A 16,709-nucleotide genomic window follows, 5' to 3' on the forward strand; every position below is an offset into this window, starting at 1 on the left:
GATTCACACCACAGATTCACACAGCGACAAGATCTACAAAGGGGTAGACGTTCATGAAAGCACGCGGGACGGTCCTGTCCAGGCGCTCGGCATTCGCGGCCACGGTCTCGGACTGGCGGAGCCTCACGGCGGGGGACCGGGTGGACATCCTTAAGCACGCCCAGCTGATCGCGGCCGGGTCCGTGGAAGAAGTCTCGGACAGCGGGAACGTCCTCTGGCTGGTGCCGGCGGCGCCGGGCGAGGCGCAGCTGTTCCTGAAGTCCGACGGCGTCCAGGTCCGGCGCAGCTAGCGCAGCACGCGCAGACTGCCCGGACCCGGACATGCGGAAGGCCGGTGAGGAGGTTCCTCACCGGCCTTCCGCATGTCCAGGAGTCCGCTACGCGGCGATGGCCTCGTGGCTCTCGTGGGTCTCGTGGGTCTCGCCGAAGGGCACGGTGTCATCGAGGGACACGGTGTAGGCGCCCGGCTGGTGCCGGGTGACCCGGATGCCGCAGCGTCGTTCGACGGCCGCCGAGGCGATCAGGGTGTTGACGGCGTTTTCGAGGCCGCTGTGGACTTCGCGCGCACTGTCAAACGAGAGGCTGATGGACGTGGCATCGGGGCCGACGGCCCGCATGGTGTGTGTGTTCATTACTGGTCTTTCGTTGAATCAGGCCGTTTGGCCGCCCTCTATTCTAGTCTGCGGGGCACGATGGGCCTGTCCGGAGCCGGTAGGGTGCAAGAAGCGGTACACGATTGAGGCAACGGCACCCTCCCCTGCGGGGGCCGCGCCCGGACCCCCGGCCCGGGCCCGCAATCCGGTTTCCACAGGAGGGCATGCGCATGTTTGAAGCTCCCAGCATCGTTTTTACCGCGGCCGGGATCGCCGTCTTCGTGGCCGCCATCCTGCCGAAGCTCCTGCGCAACGCGCCCCTGTCCATGCCGATGGTCTTCCTCGGCGGCGGCATGCTGGCCTTCACGCTCATCCCCTCGCTGCCGGACCCTGACCCGTTGCAGCACGGGGACTTCGTGGCCCACCTCACCGAGGTCTGCGTCATCATCTCGCTGATGGGCGCGGGCCTGGCGCTGGACCGTCCCGTCGGCCGGAAGGCGTGGTCCACCACCTGGCGGATGCTGGGCCTGGCCATGCCGCTGTGCATCGTGGGCCTGACCCTGCTGGGGCTCTGGTTCCTGGGCCTGGGACTGGGGGCGGCACTCCTGGTGGCCGCGGCCCTCGCCCCCACGGACCCCGTGCTGGCCTCCGAGGTCCAGGTGGGGGAGCCGGCGGACGAGGACGAGGAGACCGAACGCGAGGACGAGATCCGGTTCGGGCTGACCTCCGAGGCGGGGCTCAACGACGGTCTGGCCTTCCCGTTCGTGTACCTGGCCATCGCCATCAGCTTCGTCGGTGCCGCACCCTCGGCCTGGTTGGGCCACTTCCTGGCCGTGGACCTGCTGTGGCGGATCGTCATCGGCGTCCTGCTCGGCTTCGGCACGGGCAAGCTGCTGGGACGGCTCTTCTTCACCGCCCGGCACGAGACCATCCGGCTCTCCAACCACTCGGAAGGCTTCGTGGCCCTCGCGGCCACCTTCCTGGCCTACGGCGTCACCCAGCTGCTGGACGGCTACGGCTTCGTGGCAGTCTTCGTCTGCGCCCTCACCATCCGGGCGGCGGAGCGCACCCACGGCTTCCACCGGGTCATGCACTCCTACGTCGAACAGCTCGAGCGGCTGCTGACCGTGGTGATCCTGGTCCTGCTGGGCGGAGCGATTGCCCGCGGGCTGCTGGCCGGCATCGGCTGGACCGAGGTGCTGGTGGCGCTGGCGTTCCTGCTGATAGTGCGGCCGCTGGCCGGGTGGCTGGGGCTGGCGCGGGGCAAGACCGGCCCGCGGGAACGGATCGCCATCTCCTTCTTCGGCATCCGCGGCATCGGCTCGCTCTACTACCTGGCGTTTGCCGTGGCGCACGGAAACTTCGCCGCCCAGGCCCAGCAGCTCTGGGCCTTCGTCGGCCTGGTGGTGGCTATGTCGATCGTGCTGCACGGGGCCACCACGGCCCCGGTGATGAACCGGCTGGACCGGCTGCGGCAGCGCCGCGCGATCGAGGTCCACGGCGACGAGGACCACGCCCCGCACACCCCCATCTAGGCAATTCCCGGCCATCCAGGTAATTCCGGGCACCGGGCAGTGCCCCGCCCCGGCGTCAGCGGAGCAGCGTGTCGATCAGCCGCGCCGCGACCTTGGCGGTGCGCGCATCGACGTCGTACTCCGGGTTCAGCTCCGCGACGTCCACGTGGAACAGCTTTCCGCTCGCCGCCACCTGCCGGCAGACGGCCGCGATCACCGGCAGCGGCACCCCGTAGGCGGCCGGGGCGCTGACACCCGGCGCCACCGACGCGGGCAGCACGTCCAGGTCGACCGTCAGGTAGAGCGCATCCACCCGGTCCAGGAACCGTGCGACGAACGCCGCCGCGGCGTCCGCGGTGCAATCCTCGTCCAGCAGGTACTCCACACCCAGGCGATCGGCGGTGCGGAACAGGGCGGCGGTGTTGTTGGGTTCGGAGATGCCGACGACGGCGTACTCCAGTGCGCGCCCCGCGGCGGCCTCGGCGCGGGCCATCTGCAGGAACGGGGTGCCGGAACTGGGGACCGGCTCGTCCCGCAGGTCGAAGTGGGCGTCCAGGTTCAGCACCCCCACGCGCAGCCCGTCCCGGACCGCTCCGCTCCCGGCCACGCCCAGGTAGCTGGCGAAGGCGGTTTCGTGGCCGCCGCCCAGCACCACCGGCAGCGCACCGGCGTCGAGCAGGCCGCTGAGGATCCGCCCGGCCCGTACCTGGCCGGCTTCGAGTTCGTCCCCCTCGACGGTGATGTCCCCGGCGTCGTGGACGGGCCGGCCGGCGTGGAAGGCGAGGGGGCCTAGGGCGGCACGGAGGGCAGCCGGGGCCGCGGCCGCGCCGGGGCGGCCCTTGTTCCGCCGGACGCCGGCGTCGCTGGCAAATCCGAGCAGGACCGCGGCACGGGAATCCCCGGACGTGGGTGTGGGGGTGCCTCCTGCCCGGTCCGGGGAGGCTTCCGGGGAGGCCCCCGGATACGGCGTGACCGCCTGCCACCAGCGGCGGTGCTCGGCGCCGTCGCCGTCGAATCTTCCGGACCAGGGCTGGGGCGCGACGTCGGGGCCGGGGGAGATGGGAGGCATGCTCCAAGCTCACCGCAGCGGCCGGCGGAAAACCAGCGCACCCGCCGCCGTCCTGTCCGGAATCCCGGAAATCGCCCGGCGCCGGGGACAACTCGGGGCTTAAACGCCGGAGGGCACCCCGCCGCGGTGAAACACTGCGGCGGGGTGCCCTCCGGAAGAGTGACTGACTCCTAGTGGATGCCCAGCGCGGCCTCGATCGGGCCGATGCCGAAGAACAGCAGGAACGCGGCGGCCACGGCCCACATCAGCGGGTGGATTTCGCGGGCCCGGCCCTGGAAGAGGCGGATCAGCACGAAGGAGATGAATCCGGCGCCCAGGCCGTTGGCGATCGAGTAGGTGAACGGCATCAGGGTGAAGGTCAGGAAGGCCGGAATCGCGATGCCCCAGTCCTGCCAGTCGATCTTGCCCACCTGGGAGACCATCATGAAGCCCACCACCACCAGCGCGGGGGCCACGGCCTCGAACGGAACCAGGTTGATCAGCGGGGTGAAGAACATGGCCACGAGGAACAGCAGGCCGGTGACCACGGAGGCCAGGCCAGTGCGTGCGCCCTCGCCGATGCCCGCGCCCGACTCGACGTAGATCTGGTTGGAGGAGACGGACGCGCCGCCGCCCACGATCGCGCCCAGCGCGTCGATCTGCAGGACGCGGTCAACGTTGGGGATGTTGCCGTCCTTGTCGATGGTGCCGGCCTCGGTGGCCAGGCCCACCATGGTGCCCATGGCGTCGAAGAAGATGCTGAGCAGGATCACGAAGGCCAGCAGGGTGGCAGCGACGACGCCGAGGTGTTCGAAAGCGCCGAACGGGTTGGCCTTGCCGATCAGCGAAAGGTCCGGGGCGGCCCATTCGGTGAACTTCGGTGCCACCAGGGACCAGCCCTGCGGGTTGTGGGTCTTGCCGTCGAAGCTGGGGCCGATGTGCAGCGTGAATTCCAGGATCACGGAAAGGATCGTGGAGGTGATGATGCCGATCAGGATGGCGCCCTTGACCTTGCGGACCACCAGGGCGATGGTCAGGATCAGGCCGAAGACGAACACGAAGGTGGGCCAGCCGAGCAGCTTGCCGTCGAAGCCCAGGCCAACGGGAACGGTGGTGCCGGCGACGTCGGGGATGCGGCGGACGAAACCGGCGTTGACCAGGCCGATCAGGGCGATGAACAGGCCGATGCCCACCACGATCGCGGTCTTGAGGCCCTCCGGGACGGCCTTGAACACGGCGGTCCGGAAGCCGGTGAGGACCAGGATCAGCATGGTGACGCCGGAGAGCACCACCAGGCCCATCATGTCCGGCCAGGTCAGGCCCGGGTTGGTGGCGACCGTGACGGCCACGAAGGCGTTGACGCCGAGGCCCGTGGCCAGGGCGAACGGGTGCTTGGCCCAGGCGCCCATCAGGATGGTCAGGATGCCGGCCACAAAGGCCGTGACGGCGGCGACGGCGGGGAAGCCGAGGGTGCCGCCGGATGAGTCCGCGCCCGAGAGGATCAGCGGGTTGAGAACCACGATGTAGCTCATGGCGAAGAACGTGGCGAACCCGCCGCGGATTTCACGGGAGAAGTTCGACCCCCGTTCGGAAATCTTGAAATACCGGTCGAGTGCAGAGCCCTGCTTAAGCATTGGTCCTCCGGGAGGGAAAAGGGTGTTGGCTAAATCCTATTAGGAGTGACGGCGCCCACCTGCCAGATTCGCCTAGTCTGTAAGGAAGCCAACACTCAAGGAGTCGTTCCGTCATGCCTTCTTACCGCTACACTCCCGCTTCCGCCCTGGTCCGTTACCTGACCGCGGCGCTGCTCTTCGTCGCGGCCGCGCTGGGGCTGGCCGTCCTGGGGGCAGCGCCCGCGTCCGCCCATGACTCGGTGGAATCCACCAGCCCGACGGCCGACGCCAGCCTGCCCGCCCCGCCGCAAAAGGTCTCGATCACCCTGAGCAACCACCCCCTGGCGATCGGCTCGCAGATCAAGGTCAACGACGCCGGCGGCACCAACTGGGCGGACGGCGGCGTGCAGATCGTTGACAACGTCGCCTCCCAGCCGCTGAAGCCCGGCGCCCCCGCCGGTCGGTTCACGGTGCAGTGGCGCGTGGCCAGCTCCGACGGCCACCCGATCGAGGGAACCTTCGGCTTCACCGCGGCGGCCGCGGCCCCGGGGGCGGGCACGTCCGTATCCCCGGGGGCGACGCCGGCCGCGGGCGCCAACACCGTCCCGACCATGGGTACCGCCGAGCCGGGCACGACTATCGCCCCGACGCCGGTGAAGGACGCGTCCGAGCCGTTTCCGTGGAGCATCGTGATTTTCGTGGCCGTCGCCATCGGCATCCTGGTGGCACTTGGCCTGATGGCGAAGCGCCGGCTGCAGGCCGGCGACGACGACCGGCCGTAACCCGGCCTGCGTTGTCGCCTGGCGGTTCAGGCGGGCAGTGCCAGCTGGCCGCCGAGCAGGGACGGCAGGCCCTCCGGGTGAACCTTGGCCGAGATGGCCTGGCCGACGACCTTGGCCTGCCGCAGCACTTCCTTCGGCGTTGGGGTGATCAGCTCGCCCACGCCCACAAGATACATGCCGAGGGCGTGCATGGCGGCCATCAGGTTCTGGCCGACGGCGACGCCGAGCTCCACCAGCATGCGCCGCAGCTGGCTGTGCGCGCAGCGGGTGAGCACCAGGTGGTCTGCGTAGAGAATTCCGCCCGGGGTCCGGACCGCCCAGCCCTGGGCCGGCGCCACGGCGTACTCGGGGCCGGACGTTCCTGCCAGGCAGGCTGGGCCCGCGGCGGTGCCGTCGGCCATCAGCCGGTCCAGCTGCAGGGCGCGGACCGAGCCGCGGACGTCAAGGTTATGGCTGGCGGCGTAGTTGCGGAGGTGGCGGAGGATTTCGTTGCGTTCCCGCAGCGTGGCCGCGTCGGCCGCGTCGCAGCGCTGGAGGGACGAGGTGTTGGCCGGGTTGCCGGCCCCGAGAAGATCCAGGCCGTCCACCACAATGGCGCCGACGCCGCGGCGCTGCAGCTCGCTGGCCACCGCCAAACCGGACAGACCCGTTCCGATGACCACAGTGCTGGTCCGTTCGATTCCGCCGTTCACAGGCATGCTCGACACTGCAGGGTCCCTCCTCAAATAATGCCGGATCCGGGCCCGTGCCCGGACAGCTTTCCGGACCCGCCACAGGGCATCCCAGGGGGATGATCAGATCTGAAAGACGAGTCTCGGTTCAGCAATGCCTCAGAGGATACCCAACAATTCTGACCGTGAACAGACCCGCGTTAAAGACTTTGACGCAATGCCCGCGGACGGGCGTGCGGGCCGGCCGACGGCGGTCCGCGGAGGTGCGCGCCGCCGCCCCTGCGATCTGGCAGAATAGCCGCAACACAGCCACATTCGCGAGGAGGCGGACCCCATGGCCGAGGAACAGACGCACCCATACCGCGACGGCGATTCCGGCGGGGAACGCCCCGCCGTGCGCGGCATCGTCGTCGGCGTCGACGGCTCCGAGCACAGCCACTGTGCCCTCGTGTGGGCGGCCAGGGAAGCCGAACGACGGCAGGAACCGCTGCACATCGTCACCGCCTACTCGGTGCCCGTCTTCGCCGCCTCCGGACTCGACGGCGGCTACGCCACCGTGGACGACTCCGTCATCCGCGAGGGCGCCGAGGCCATCCTCAAGCAGGCCATGGACAAGGTGGCCGGCTACTCGATCGACGTGGACGCCTCGGTGGAGAACGGCGACGCCTCCGGGGTCCTGCTGGAGATGACCGAGACCGCGGACCTGCTGGTCTTCGGCACCCGGGGCCGGGGCGGATTCGTCGGCCGGCTGCTCGGGTCGGTCAGCAGTGCCCTGCCCGCCCACGCCAAGTGCCCCACCGTGACCGTGCCGCTGGTCTGCGGCGACCGGCTGGGCGAGACCACCGAGGACCGGCACGTCCGGGCGGAGCGCGAGAAGTCGGGCCACCAGCCGGTGGAGAACGTCGTGGTGGTGGGCGTCGACGGCTCCGACCAGGCCCGGGTGGCCGTCCTTGAGGCCGCCGCCGAGGCGGAGCGGCTCGCCGCGAAGCTGCGGATTGTCTGCGCCGTACCGCAGTACAGCGGCTCGCTCGCCTGGGTTCCCGCCCCGATGGACCGGGAGGCCCTGTTCGCCGACATCCGGGTCCAGCTCGACGCCGGGGTCGCCTGGGTGAAGAGCCACTTCCCCAACCTGGAGGTGGAGACCAGCCTGGTGGACGGCTCGCCGGTGGACGTCCTGGTCGAAGCCAGCCGCCACGTGGAACTGGTGGTGGTGGGCACCCGCGGCCGCGGCGGCTTCGCCGGAATGCTCCTGGGCTCCACCTCGGACGGCATCCTGCACCACACCAAGGGACCGGTCATGGTGGTCCCGGACCGGGAGGATCCGCGCCTGGCGGACCGGGCCAACTTCGGGCCGGTGCTCGGCCGCTCCTGAGCGTGATGCCCGTCACCGGCGGGCGTAGAGTTAATACATGAACTGCCATGCAGGAGCGCGGTCGTCATGACCCGCACGTGGCTGCGCTGGATGCCAGCCGCCGTCGTCCCCGCCGTGATCGCCGCCGGAGTCCTGGCGGGGTCCGTCCCGGCCAGCGCCAAGGATCCGCTGCCATCGAAGACCCCGGCCGAGGTGATCGCCCTCATGGCCGGGCAACACCAGGCCGCGTTCTCCGGCACGCTGGACCAGGCCTCCAGCCTGGGCCTTCCCCAACTGCCCACCACCGGGCCGGGAAGCTCCCCGGAGACCGCCTGGCTCGAGCTGCTGACCGGACCGCACACGGCGCGCGTCTACCGCAACGGAACCGAGAACCTCCGCGTGCAGGTGCTGGACCGGCTCGCCGAACGCGACGTCATCCGCAGCGGCAACGATCTCTGGCTCTACTCCTCCAAGGACAACTCCGCCGCCCACGCCGTCATCCCCGCCGACGCCGGACATCAGGGCATGGGCAAGGGCGCCGGATCCGGGACCGACGCCGGGGCGGTCCCCACGCCGGATGCGCTGGCAGCGAAGCTCCTGGCCGCGCTCGAACCCAGCAGCGATGTGGCCGTCGCGCCGGACGTCGACGTCGCCGGCCGCTCTGCCTACCAGCTGGTCCTCACCCCGAAGAGCCCGGACACGCTGATGGCCTCGGCGGCGATCATGGTGGACGGCCAGACGGGGCTGCCGCTGGGCGTGGAACTGAAGGCCCGCGGCCAGGCGGACCCCGCTTTCCGGGTGGCGTTCAGTGCCATCTCGCTGACCGCCCCGGAGGACGGAATCTTCCAGTTCACCCCGCCGGCCGGCGCCAGTGTCAAGGAACTTCCCGCCCGGGATCCCTCTGGGCAGGATCACTCCGGCCAGGCCGCCCACAAGCCGTCCGGAACCGGCAAGGACCCGCAGGCCGGGAAGCGCAAGGTCAGCGGCAGCGGCTGGGATTCCGTGCTGGAACTGCCCGCCGGCACCCTGACGCCCCCGGCATCCGGCGCCGCCGGTGCCACGCCGGGCAATGCGGCGGCCCTGCTCCAACAGGCCGCGGTCCCCGTGGCGGGTGGCCGGCTGTTGTCCACGGCACTTCTGAATGTCCTGATTCTCGACGACGGACGGGTGTTCCTGGGGTCCGTGCCGCTGGCGCGGCTGCAGGCCGCGGCCGGCGGCCAGTGACCGACCGCTCCGGGCGTGCCGGGAACCCCGTCTCCCCGGTGCGGGAGACGCCTCCGGGGAGTGCGGCGGCCCCGGCGCGTGTGGCCTCCCCGGGTCCCGGGCCGTCCGGCCTCAGCATCGAGACCCGCGGCCTGAGTAAACGGTTCGGCCGCCAGCTGGCGGTCGACGGCGTCGACCTGGCCGTCCCCACGGGCTCCGTCTTCGGGTTCCTCGGCCCCAACGGCTCGGGGAAGACCACCACCATCCGGATCCTGCTGGGCCTGGCCGCGGCCTCCGCCGGAACCGTCCACGTCCTGGGCGAGGAGATGCCGCGGCAGCTGCGCTCCGTGCTCCCACGAGTCGGCGCCCTGGTCGAGGGCCCCGCCTTCTACCCGTTCCTCTCGGGCACGGCCAACCTGCTGCGGTTCGACGCCGCGGACCCCGAGGCCCCGGCCCGGACCCGGCGCGCCCGGGTCCACCGGGCGCTGGAACGGGTGGGACTGACCCACGCCGCGGACAAGCCGGTCAAGGCCTACTCCCTGGGCATGAAGCAGCGGCTGGGCATCGCCAACGCGTTGCTGGCCCCGCGCGAGCTCCTGGTCCTGGACGAGCCCACCAACGGCCTGGACCCGCAGGGTACCCGCGAGGTGCGGCACCTTGTGCGGTCCCTCGCCGCGGACGGCACCACCGTCTTCGTCTCCAGCCACCTGCTGGCCGAGGTGGAACAAATCTGCACACACGCCGCAATCATGAGCGCCGGACGCGTGGTGGCCCAGGGGACGCTGGCGCAGCTCCGGCAGGACGGCCACGCCCGGGTGCGGCTGCGTACCCCCGACCCCGACGACGCCGTCCGGGTCCTCCGCGGCCTGGGCCTTGCCGCCGGGGCCGGACAGGACGGGGAAGTCACCGCGCCGCTGCCGGAAGGCCCCGCCGTGGCGCCGCAGCCCCCGCCGGAAAATCTGGTCTCCGCCCTGGTGGCCGCCGGCGTCAGGGTGCGGGGCTTCGCGGTGGAGCAGGGCAGCCTGGAGGACCGCTTCGTGGAACTGACCGGGGAGGGCTTCGATGTCGCCCGCTGAACCGGCGCCGCAGGAGACGCCTGCATCCGAATCGGGGCCTGCGGACCAATCCCGGTCCGAGCGCCAGCCCAGGACAGCGTCCCGGCCGTCGGCATCGCCCAGTCCCGCGCCGGTGCTCCGGCTGCTCGGCTCGGAACTGGCCGTGCTGTTCCGCCGCCGCCGCACCTGGGCCATGCTGCTGGCGCTCGCCGCGATCCCGGTCCTGATCGCCGTCGCCGTCCGGCTCTCCTCTGCCGTGCCGCCGGGGCGCGGCCCCGCCTTCCTGGACCGGATCAGTCAAAACGGACTGTTCGTCGGGATCACGGCCATGGTCGTGGCCGTCCCGTTGTTCCTGCCGCTGACGGTGGGAGTGGTGGCCGGGGACACCCTCGCCGGCGAGGCCGGCCAGGGCACCCTGCGGTATCTGCTGGCGGCCCCGGCCGGACGCGGCCGCCTGGTGCTGGTGAAGTACCTTGCCGCGGCGGCGTTCGCCGTGGCCGCCCCCGCCGCCGTCGCCCTGGCCGGCGCGGGGATCGGCGCCCTGCTCTTCCCGGTGGGGCCGGTGACGCTGCTCTCCGGGGACACCATCGGCGTCGCCGAGGCGGTGGGCCGGCTGCTCCTGACCGCCGCGTACCTGGCGGTGTCCCTGCTGGGGCTCTCCGCCGTCGGGCTGTTCGTTTCTTCCCTCACCGACGTGCCGGTCGGGGCGATGGCGGCCACCGTGGTCCTGGCCGTGGTCTCGCAGGTGGCGGACGCGCTGCCGCAGCTGGACTGGCTCCATCCCTGGCTGCTCAGCCACCGCTGGCTGGACTTTGCCGACCTGCTCCGGCAGCCGGTCGGCTGGGATTCGTTCGGCGCCAACGCGCTGCTTCAGGCCGGGTATGTGGCGGTGTTCGGCGCCTTGGCCTACGCCCGGTTCGCCACCAAGGACGTCCTGTCCTGACGCCCGGACCGCGTCAGTAGCGGGCCGCGTAAGGGTAGAGCTGCATGCCGGACATCGCGGCGATGTCCGTGACGGTGATCCCGGCGTCCGGGTTCAGGGCTTGGACCACCCGGCCGCCGCCCAGGTAAATGGCCACGTGGTAGAAGCCTGGGGCGGAGCCCCAGACCAGCAGGTCGCCCGGCTGGGCGGCGGAGAGCGGAACCTTCACCGGCGCCTGGGCGAACTGGTCCGCCGCGGTGCGCGGGAGGCGTTTGCCGGCGGCGGCGAAGGCGTTCTGGACCAGCCCTGAGCAGTCGAAGCCGTAGGCTCCCGTGCCGCCGTACTGGTAGAAGTAGGGCGCGCCCACCTTGGCCAGGGCCGAGGAGATCGCCACCTGGTTGGAGCCGCCGGTGGACGGCGGCAGGACCGGCGCGGGGGCCGGCTGTTCCGGGGCGGGCTGGACGGGAGCCGGCTGGACCGGTGCGGGCGCGACCGGCGCCGGCGCGGCGGCCGGCGGTGCCGGCTGGGCCGGAGCGGGTGCGGGCTGTTGAGCCGCTGGAGAGTTCAACTGGGTGTTTCCGGTGGTGTCGGCCGGCTGGTTCCCGGATTGCGGCGCGGACGGGGCGGTGCCCGCCTGTCCCGGCTGCGGGGCCCTGGCCGCCGCTGCCGTCACCGCGGCCAGCTGCGCCTCCTGGCGCTGGCGTTCCAGCCCGTCCACCCGCTCGGTCTCGAGGGCGGCGGTGGTGTTGCGGAGGGTGGCGAGCTGGCCCACCAGCACGGTCTTCTGCGCCGCGGCCTCGGTCACGGCCCGCTGTCGCTCGGTGTTGGCCCGCTCGGCGTCGGACTTGCGGGATTCCGCGGTGGCCGCGGCGTCATCGGCCGCGCGGCGGGCCTCGGCGGCGGCGTCTTTGGTGGAGGCGGCTGCCGCGGCGGCGGTTTCCGCGGCCTGGAACGCCCGGGTGCGGCTGGCCGCGACGGATTCCAGCGTGGCGGCCTGCTGCAGCGTCTCGCCGTTGCCGCCCACCAGGCTGCCCAGGCCCGGAGTCATGCCGCCGTTGCGGTACAGGTCGCCGGCGAGCTGCCCGATGACCTTGCGGGCCTTGGCCTGCTCGGCCTCCGCGGCGGAGGCCTTCGCGTCCGCGAGCGCGGCGGCATCCTTGCGGATCTGCAGCTGCACCAGCGCATCGGTGTAGGCGTTGTTGGCGGCCAGGGAGGCGGCCATGCCGGTGTCGCGGGCCACGGAGGCGTCGGCAAGGAGGCCGTCGATCCGGTCCACCTCGGCGGCGGCAGCGGCGGCGTCGGACTTCGCGGCGGCGATCTCCTCGGGGGACGGCAGCTCGGGCGAGGCGGGGACCCGCTGGACGGTGGCCGGGGCGGCGGTGGCCGCGTGCGCCGGGAGCGCGGCGGCACCCAGGAGGACGACGGCGGTACACAGGGCCGCGGCCCTGCCGCCGGTTCCGGACCAGATCATGGGAAAACCTCGCTGCAGTCAGGCTGGCGCGAGCGAGGGGAGGAGTGATGGCAACGAAAAAAGACCCTCTGCGGATCGCCCAGCAGGCTTGAGGCTACGTGCCAAAAGCCACTTTGGCAACAGAGGTCACATGAATAACATAAACAACACGAGTGTCATTCGGAAGCGATTGCTCCGGCGTGTCGCGGCGTCGGCTCAGCCCCAGCCGAGCTCATGCAGCCGCGCGTCGTCGATGCCGAAGTGGTGGGCAATCTCGTGCACCACCGTGACCGTGACCTCGTGCACCACCTCCTCGCGGGAGGCGCAGAGATCCAGGATGGGGCCGCGGTAGATGGTGATCCGGTCCGGCAGCGATCCTGCGTCCCACCAGGAGTCCCGCTCGGTCAGGGGCACGCCCTCGTAGAGGCCCAACAGGACCGTCTCCGGGTCCTCGCCGGGCTGCGGGACGTAGTCGTCTTCGATAAAGACGGCCACATTGTTCATCGTCGCGGCCAGCCGCGGGGGGATCCGGTCCAGGGCGTCAGTGACCGCCGTCTCGAAGTCGTCCGCCGACATCGCGAACCCGGCGCCGCCGTCGTCGTCGTTTCCGGCGGGTACGATCGGCAGTCCGGGCGGCAGGGACGCGGTCATGGGAAAACCCTACGCCGGGCGCGGACGTGACCGGCGGCGGGTCAGCGCGACGCCCGCCAGGCAGATCACGCCGCCCACCAGTCCCCACACGGTGGGGATCTCACCCAGCAGCAGCCAGGAAATGAGGATGGTGGTGCCCGGCACCAGGTAGGTGGTGGCGGCCAGGCGGCCGGCGTCGATCAGGGACAGCGCATAGGCCCAGGTGGTGAACGCGATGGCGGTGGGGAAGACGCCGAGGTAGACCAGCCCCAGGGTGGCCGGCAGCGGGGCGGCCTGGACCTCCGTGACGAGCTGGCCCGCGAAGGGCAGGCAGCACAGCGCGCCCACGAGGATGCCGAACCAGGTGGCCTGGGCCGCGGGGACCTTGCGCAGCACGGGTTTCTGGACGATGACGCTGACGGCGGCGAGGGCGGCGGCCAGCAGGCAGAGCAGCACGCCGGCCACGTCCCCCTTCGACTGTTGCCCGGAACCGAGCGCGATCACCGCCACGCCGCCGAAGGCCACCAGGCTGCCGATGATCAGCCAGCGCGGGAAGCCTTCCTTGAGGATGATCCCCGCCATCACCGCCACCAGGATGGGGTTGACGTTGATCAGCAGCGCGGCCGTCCCGGCGTCCAGGAGGTGCTCGGCGGCGTTGAGGGCCACGTTGTAGCCGCCGAACCACATCACCCCGTAGGCCAGGATGGGCCACCATTCACGGCCCCGCGGGATGATGCCGGTGCGGCGCAGTTGCGGCAGCACCACCACGCCGAGCGCGACGACGGCCACGGCCAGCCGGCCCAGGGTGAGGCTGCCGGGGGAGAAGCTGGGGCCGACGGCGCGGATTCCCACGAAGGCCGACGCCCACAGCAGCACGGTGACGACGACGGCGGCGATGCCGCGGCCGCTGACGGCGGGCGGCGTGCCCGGGGTGCGCGGGGGCTCAGGGAGGGCGGGATCCGCGGGTGCCGTGAGGTTGCTGTGCTGGGGGAGTCCAGTGCCGTTGCCGGCCGTTGTTGCCATAGTGCCAATCTAGCTCCCGCCGGAGCGTCCCGGCTGGCGGAAATCGGCCACGTCTCGTCGAGTTCCTGCCAGGCCGGGGTGGGACCCGCTCAGTGCAGGACGCTGGCGGCGGCCCGGATGGCGTCTGCGACCCCGGTCAGGGCGGCGGACCCCTGCCGCCACTGCTGCCAGTAGAGGGTCACGTCCACCGGGGTCCCGGGGGAGAGCAGGCCGAGGCGGCCGGACCGGAGGTCCCCGTCCAGCTCCAGGTCCGGCATCAGGCCCCAGCCCAGGCCCTGCCGGATGGCGTCGGCGAACTCCTGCGCGGCGGGGATGTAGTGCCGCGGCGGCCGGGATCCGGAGGACTGCATCGAGGCCAGCCACCGGTCCTGAAGGTCGTCCTTGCGGTCGAAGGCCATCATGGGCGCCTGGTCCAGGGCGTAAGCGGAGAATCCATCCGGGAACCAGCGGCGGGCAAAGTCCGGGGTGCAGGCCGCCAGGTACCGCATGGTCCCGAGTCGCCGGGAGGTGCAGCCGGGCACCGGTTCAGCGGTGGCGGTCACGGCCGCGGCGGCCGCCCCGGACCGGAGCAGGTCCAGCGAATGTTCCTGGTCCTCGCGCAGGATCTCCAGCCGGGCCGCGGCACCGGCCGCCACCACTCCGGGCAGTGCCCACGTGTGCAGGGAATCGCTGTTGATCACCAGTGTCAGCCGCGGGGCGGTATGGGGCCCGGCCGGCTGGAGTTCCTCGGCCAGGTCCGCGGTGAGCAGTTCCAGCCGCCGGGCGTAGCGCACCACCACGTGGCCGGCGTCGGTCAGCGCCGGCGGACGGCCCCGGGTCAGCACGGGCCGTCCGACGGCGGTCTCCAGGGCGCGGATCCGCTGGCTTACGGCGGAGGCTGTGACGGACAGCCCGTCCGCGGCCGCCTCGAAGCTCCCCTCTGCCACGATGGCCGCCAGCGTGCGGGCCTGCTCCGGCGTGATATCAATCATTAGCCCAGCTTATGTTGCCGCAGAATCATTAACTGGTTTCAATCTTCCGCGCGGCCTACGGTGGCAGGGTGATCCTTCCGCTGCTCACCGGCCTATCCGCCGGGCTCTCCCTCATTGTCGCCATCGGCGCGCAGAACGTCTTTGTCCTCCGGCAAGGCATCCAGCGCTCGCATGTGGGCTTGGTGGTGGCCGTGTGCGCCGCCTCGGATCTGGTGCTGATCCTGGCCGGCGTCGCCGGGATCGGGGTGCTGCTGGACCGGGCGCCCGCCGCCATCACCGTGATCCGGTGGGCCGGGGCCGCGTTCCTCCTTGCCTACGGGCTGATGGCGGCGCGGCGGGCATTCCGGGGCGAGCGGATGGAAATTTCCGGCGGCGGCCAGCCCCGGCCGCGGCTGGCGATCCTGGGCGCCTGCCTCGCCTTCACCTGGCTCAACCCGCACGTATATCTCGACACCGTGCTGCTGCTTGGCTCGCTCGCCGCGGCCCAGGGCGATCCCGGCCGGTGGTGGTTCGGCGCCGGCGCCGGCCTGGGAAGCATCCTCTGGTTCACCGCGCTGGGCGTCGGCGCGCGGTACCTCGCGCGGCTCTTCCGGCGCCGCGGGGCCTGGCGGGTGCTGGACGCGTGCGTCGCCGTCGTCATGGTGGCCCTGGCGGTGGCCCTCCTGGCCTGAGGTGCGGGGCGGCGGTGCGCTACCGCCCCCGCCCGGCCCACTCCAGGAGCCGCTCCACCGGCCAGGTGGTGATGATCCGGTCCGCGGGGACCCCGTTGCTCTCCGCCCGTTCCGCCCCGTACTGGAGGAAGTCCAGCTGGCCCGGGGCGTGCGCGTCGCTGTCGATGCTGAACAGGCAGCCTGCCTCGAGGGCCAGCTGGACCAGCTCGTCCGGCGGGTCCTGGCGTTCGGGGCGGGAGTTGATCTCCACGGCCACGTCGTGTTCGGCGCAGGCGGCGAAGACTGCCTTCGCGTCGAAGTCCGACGGCGGCCGCGTCCCCCGTGATCCGGAGAGCAGCCGGCCGGTGCAGTGGCCCAGGATCCGGGTGTGCGGGTCCCGGATACCCCCGAGCATCCGGGCGGTCATGGTCCGGGTGTCCGCCCGGAGCTTCGAGTGGACACTGGCCACCACCATGTCCAGCCGGCCCAGCAGTTCCGGGCTCTGGTCAAGGGTCCCGTCCTCCAGGATGTCCACCTCGATGCCGGCCAGCAGGCGGGTCCGCACCCGGCCGTCGTCGTCCTGGTCCGCCTCGATCCCCGGCAACAGGTCCAGTTGCTCACCCAGCCGCTCCGGGCTCAGGCCGTTGGCCACCTTGAGGTTCGGCGAATGGTCCGTGAGTGCTAGGTATTCCCGGCCCAGGGTGCGGGCCGCGTCCAGCATGGCCTCGATCGGGGATCCGCCGTCGGACCAGTTGCTGTGGCTGTGCAGGTCCCCGCGCAGCCGGGCCGCCAACTCGCGACCGCCCTCGGCCAGCGGAGTTGCGCCGCGTTCCCTCAAGTCGGCGAGGTAGTCGGGCACCCGGCCGTCCACCGCCTGGGCGATCACCTCGAACGTCCGGTCACCGATGCCCTTCATCCGCTTCAGCCGCCCGTCCGCACGGCGGGCCGCGAGCTCCTCGGGGGAGAGGTCCGCGACGGCGGCCGCCGCCTTACGGAAGGCCTGCACCTTGTACGTCCCGGCGAGCTCGCGCTCCAGCCAGAAAGCGATCTCGTTGAGGGCTGCGACGGCGTCCATCCGACCATCATCCACACACCCCGGCGGGCCCTGTCCAGAGCTTATTCCCGAATCGGACAACCGATTTTGGAGTTTCCGGAACTTGGCCCTATAGTTTTAGAGGTCCAGTTCGGAGGAACCCGGCGGGCGCAGGAATCACGGCTTCGGCGTGTGGCTTT

General features: G+C 71.5%; 17 protein-coding genes. 8 read left to right on the forward strand and 9 right to left on the reverse strand.

Annotated features, from left to right (window positions below):
• Positions 1-53: 53 nt before the first annotated feature.
• Complete coding sequence (locus AB0O44_RS07640; protein WP_290256867.1) at positions 54-290, forward strand: hypothetical protein; 237 nt, start codon at positions 54-56, stop codon at positions 288-290.
• Positions 291-377: 87 nt separating this feature from the next.
• Here AB0O44_RS07640 and AB0O44_RS07645 read toward each other — a convergent pair whose 3' ends face one another.
• A complete protein-coding gene (locus tag AB0O44_RS07645; protein WP_364136209.1) occupies positions 378-632 on the reverse strand; it encodes a hypothetical protein in 255 nt (84 codons plus the stop codon).
• 191 nt (positions 633-823) lie between these two features.
• On the opposite strand from AB0O44_RS07645, the gene AB0O44_RS07650 reads away from it, so the two are divergent.
• Complete coding sequence (locus tag AB0O44_RS07650; RefSeq protein WP_364136211.1) at positions 824-2,128, forward strand: cation:proton antiporter; 1,305 nt, start codon at positions 824-826, stop codon at positions 2,126-2,128.
• Positions 2,129-2,183: 55 nt separating this feature from the next.
• Here AB0O44_RS07650 and hutG read toward each other — a convergent pair whose 3' ends face one another.
• Entirely contained in the window at positions 2,184-3,176 is a 993-nt protein-coding gene (gene hutG / locus AB0O44_RS07655; RefSeq protein WP_364136213.1) for a formimidoylglutamase, read from the reverse strand.
• Between the two features lie 170 nt (positions 3,177-3,346).
• Complete coding sequence (locus AB0O44_RS07660) at positions 3,347-4,789, reverse strand: NCS2 family permease (RefSeq protein ID WP_364136215.1); 1,443 nt, start codon at positions 4,787-4,789, stop codon at positions 3,347-3,349.
• Positions 4,790-4,902: 113 nt separating this feature from the next.
• On the opposite strand from AB0O44_RS07660, the gene AB0O44_RS07665 reads away from it, so the two are divergent.
• Positions 4,903-5,550: a copper resistance CopC family protein gene (locus AB0O44_RS07665; protein WP_364136217.1), complete on the forward strand. Its 648-nt coding sequence runs from the start codon at positions 4,903-4,905 to the stop codon at positions 5,548-5,550.
• 26 nt (positions 5,551-5,576) lie between these two features.
• Here AB0O44_RS07665 and AB0O44_RS07670 read toward each other — a convergent pair whose 3' ends face one another.
• Positions 5,577-6,248, reverse strand: a complete 672-nt coding sequence (locus AB0O44_RS07670; RefSeq protein WP_364136681.1) for an FAD-binding protein — start codon at positions 6,246-6,248, stop codon at positions 5,577-5,579.
• A 307-nt stretch (positions 6,249-6,555) separates the two neighbouring features.
• On the opposite strand from AB0O44_RS07670, the gene AB0O44_RS07675 reads away from it, so the two are divergent.
• The 4 genes from AB0O44_RS07675 (at position 6,556) to AB0O44_RS07690 (ending at position 10,773) form a co-directional block, all read left to right on the forward strand.
• A complete protein-coding gene (locus tag AB0O44_RS07675; RefSeq protein ID WP_364136219.1) occupies positions 6,556-7,593 on the forward strand; it encodes a universal stress protein in 1,038 nt (345 codons plus the stop codon).
• A 66-nt stretch (positions 7,594-7,659) separates the two neighbouring features.
• Positions 7,660-8,796: a hypothetical protein gene (locus AB0O44_RS07680; protein ID WP_364136221.1), complete on the forward strand. Its 1,137-nt coding sequence runs from the start codon at positions 7,660-7,662 to the stop codon at positions 8,794-8,796.
• A gap of 80 nt (positions 8,797-8,876) precedes the next feature.
• Positions 8,877-9,851, forward strand: a complete 975-nt coding sequence (locus AB0O44_RS07685; RefSeq protein WP_364136223.1) for an ABC transporter ATP-binding protein — start codon at positions 8,877-8,879, stop codon at positions 9,849-9,851.
• Entirely contained in the window at positions 9,838-10,773 is a 936-nt protein-coding gene (locus AB0O44_RS07690; RefSeq protein ID WP_364136225.1) for an ABC transporter permease, read from the forward strand. Before AB0O44_RS07685 ends, AB0O44_RS07690 begins: the two co-directional genes overlap by 14 nt.
• A 13-nt stretch (positions 10,774-10,786) precedes the next feature.
• On the opposite strand, the gene AB0O44_RS07695 is transcribed toward AB0O44_RS07690, so the two are convergent.
• From AB0O44_RS07695 to AB0O44_RS07710, 4 genes are all read right to left on the reverse strand, one after another.
• Positions 10,787-12,223, reverse strand: coding sequence for a C40 family peptidase (locus tag AB0O44_RS07695; protein WP_364136227.1), 1,437 nt, complete (start codon positions 12,221-12,223; stop codon positions 10,787-10,789).
• A gap of 195 nt (positions 12,224-12,418) precedes the next feature.
• The gene (locus AB0O44_RS07700) at positions 12,419-12,853 is read right to left on the reverse strand and encodes a metallopeptidase family protein (protein WP_364136229.1); all 435 of its coding nucleotides are present in this window, start codon (positions 12,851-12,853) and stop codon (positions 12,419-12,421) included.
• Positions 12,854-12,862: 9 nt separating this feature from the next.
• The gene (locus AB0O44_RS07705; RefSeq protein WP_364136231.1) at positions 12,863-13,855 is read right to left on the reverse strand and encodes a DMT family transporter; all 993 of its coding nucleotides are present in this window, start codon (positions 13,853-13,855) and stop codon (positions 12,863-12,865) included.
• 89 nt (positions 13,856-13,944) lie between these two features.
• Positions 13,945-14,826, reverse strand: a complete 882-nt coding sequence (locus AB0O44_RS07710; protein WP_364136232.1) for an ArgP/LysG family DNA-binding transcriptional regulator — start codon at positions 14,824-14,826, stop codon at positions 13,945-13,947.
• A gap of 68 nt (positions 14,827-14,894) precedes the next feature.
• On the opposite strand from AB0O44_RS07710, the gene AB0O44_RS07715 reads away from it, so the two are divergent.
• Complete coding sequence (locus AB0O44_RS07715) at positions 14,895-15,497, forward strand: LysE/ArgO family amino acid transporter (protein WP_364136234.1); 603 nt, start codon at positions 14,895-14,897, stop codon at positions 15,495-15,497.
• 19 nt (positions 15,498-15,516) lie between these two features.
• Here AB0O44_RS07715 and AB0O44_RS07720 read toward each other — a convergent pair whose 3' ends face one another.
• Positions 15,517-16,551 carry a PHP domain-containing protein gene (locus tag AB0O44_RS07720; RefSeq protein ID WP_364136236.1) on the reverse strand — a complete coding sequence of 345 codons (1,035 nt, stop codon included), beginning with the start codon at positions 16,549-16,551 and terminating at the stop codon, positions 15,517-15,519.
• Between the last annotated feature and the right edge of the window lie 158 nt (positions 16,552-16,709).

Origin of the sequence: Arthrobacter sp. NPDC080082 (genome assembly GCF_040686595.1) — a bacterium.
Lineage (GTDB): Bacteria > Actinomycetota > Actinomycetes > Actinomycetales > Micrococcaceae > Arthrobacter.

Bases quoted from the DNA above. Each gene is read 5' to 3' on its own strand.
- AB0O44_RS07640 (WP_290256867.1), top strand. From the start codon at position 54: ATGAAAGCACGCGGGACGGTCCTGTCCAGGCGCTCGGCATTCGCGGCC.
- AB0O44_RS07645 (WP_364136209.1), bottom strand. From the start codon at position 632: ATGAACACACACACCATGCGGGCCGTCGGCCCCGATGCCACGTCCATC.
- AB0O44_RS07650 (WP_364136211.1), top strand. From the start codon at position 824: ATGTTTGAAGCTCCCAGCATCGTTTTTACCGCGGCCGGGATCGCCGTC.
- hutG (WP_364136213.1), bottom strand. From the start codon at position 3,176: ATGCCTCCCATCTCCCCCGGCCCCGACGTCGCGCCCCAGCCCTGGTCC.
- AB0O44_RS07660 (WP_364136215.1), bottom strand. From the start codon at position 4,789: ATGCTTAAGCAGGGCTCTGCACTCGACCGGTATTTCAAGATTTCCGAA.
- AB0O44_RS07665 (WP_364136217.1), top strand. From the start codon at position 4,903: ATGCCTTCTTACCGCTACACTCCCGCTTCCGCCCTGGTCCGTTACCTG.
- AB0O44_RS07670 (WP_364136681.1), bottom strand. From the start codon at position 6,248: ATGCCTGTGAACGGCGGAATCGAACGGACCAGCACTGTGGTCATCGGA.
- AB0O44_RS07675 (WP_364136219.1), top strand. From the start codon at position 6,556: ATGGCCGAGGAACAGACGCACCCATACCGCGACGGCGATTCCGGCGGG.
- AB0O44_RS07680 (WP_364136221.1), top strand. From the start codon at position 7,660: ATGACCCGCACGTGGCTGCGCTGGATGCCAGCCGCCGTCGTCCCCGCC.
- AB0O44_RS07690 (WP_364136225.1), top strand. From the start codon at position 9,838: ATGTCGCCCGCTGAACCGGCGCCGCAGGAGACGCCTGCATCCGAATCG.
- AB0O44_RS07695 (WP_364136227.1), bottom strand. From the start codon at position 12,223: ATGATCTGGTCCGGAACCGGCGGCAGGGCCGCGGCCCTGTGTACCGCC.
- AB0O44_RS07700 (WP_364136229.1), bottom strand. From the start codon at position 12,853: ATGACCGCGTCCCTGCCGCCCGGACTGCCGATCGTACCCGCCGGAAAC.
- AB0O44_RS07705 (WP_364136231.1), bottom strand. From the start codon at position 13,855: ATGGCAACAACGGCCGGCAACGGCACTGGACTCCCCCAGCACAGCAAC.
- AB0O44_RS07710 (WP_364136232.1), bottom strand. From the start codon at position 14,826: ATGATTGATATCACGCCGGAGCAGGCCCGCACGCTGGCGGCCATCGTG.
- AB0O44_RS07720 (WP_364136236.1), bottom strand. From the start codon at position 16,551: ATGGACGCCGTCGCAGCCCTCAACGAGATCGCTTTCTGGCTGGAGCGC.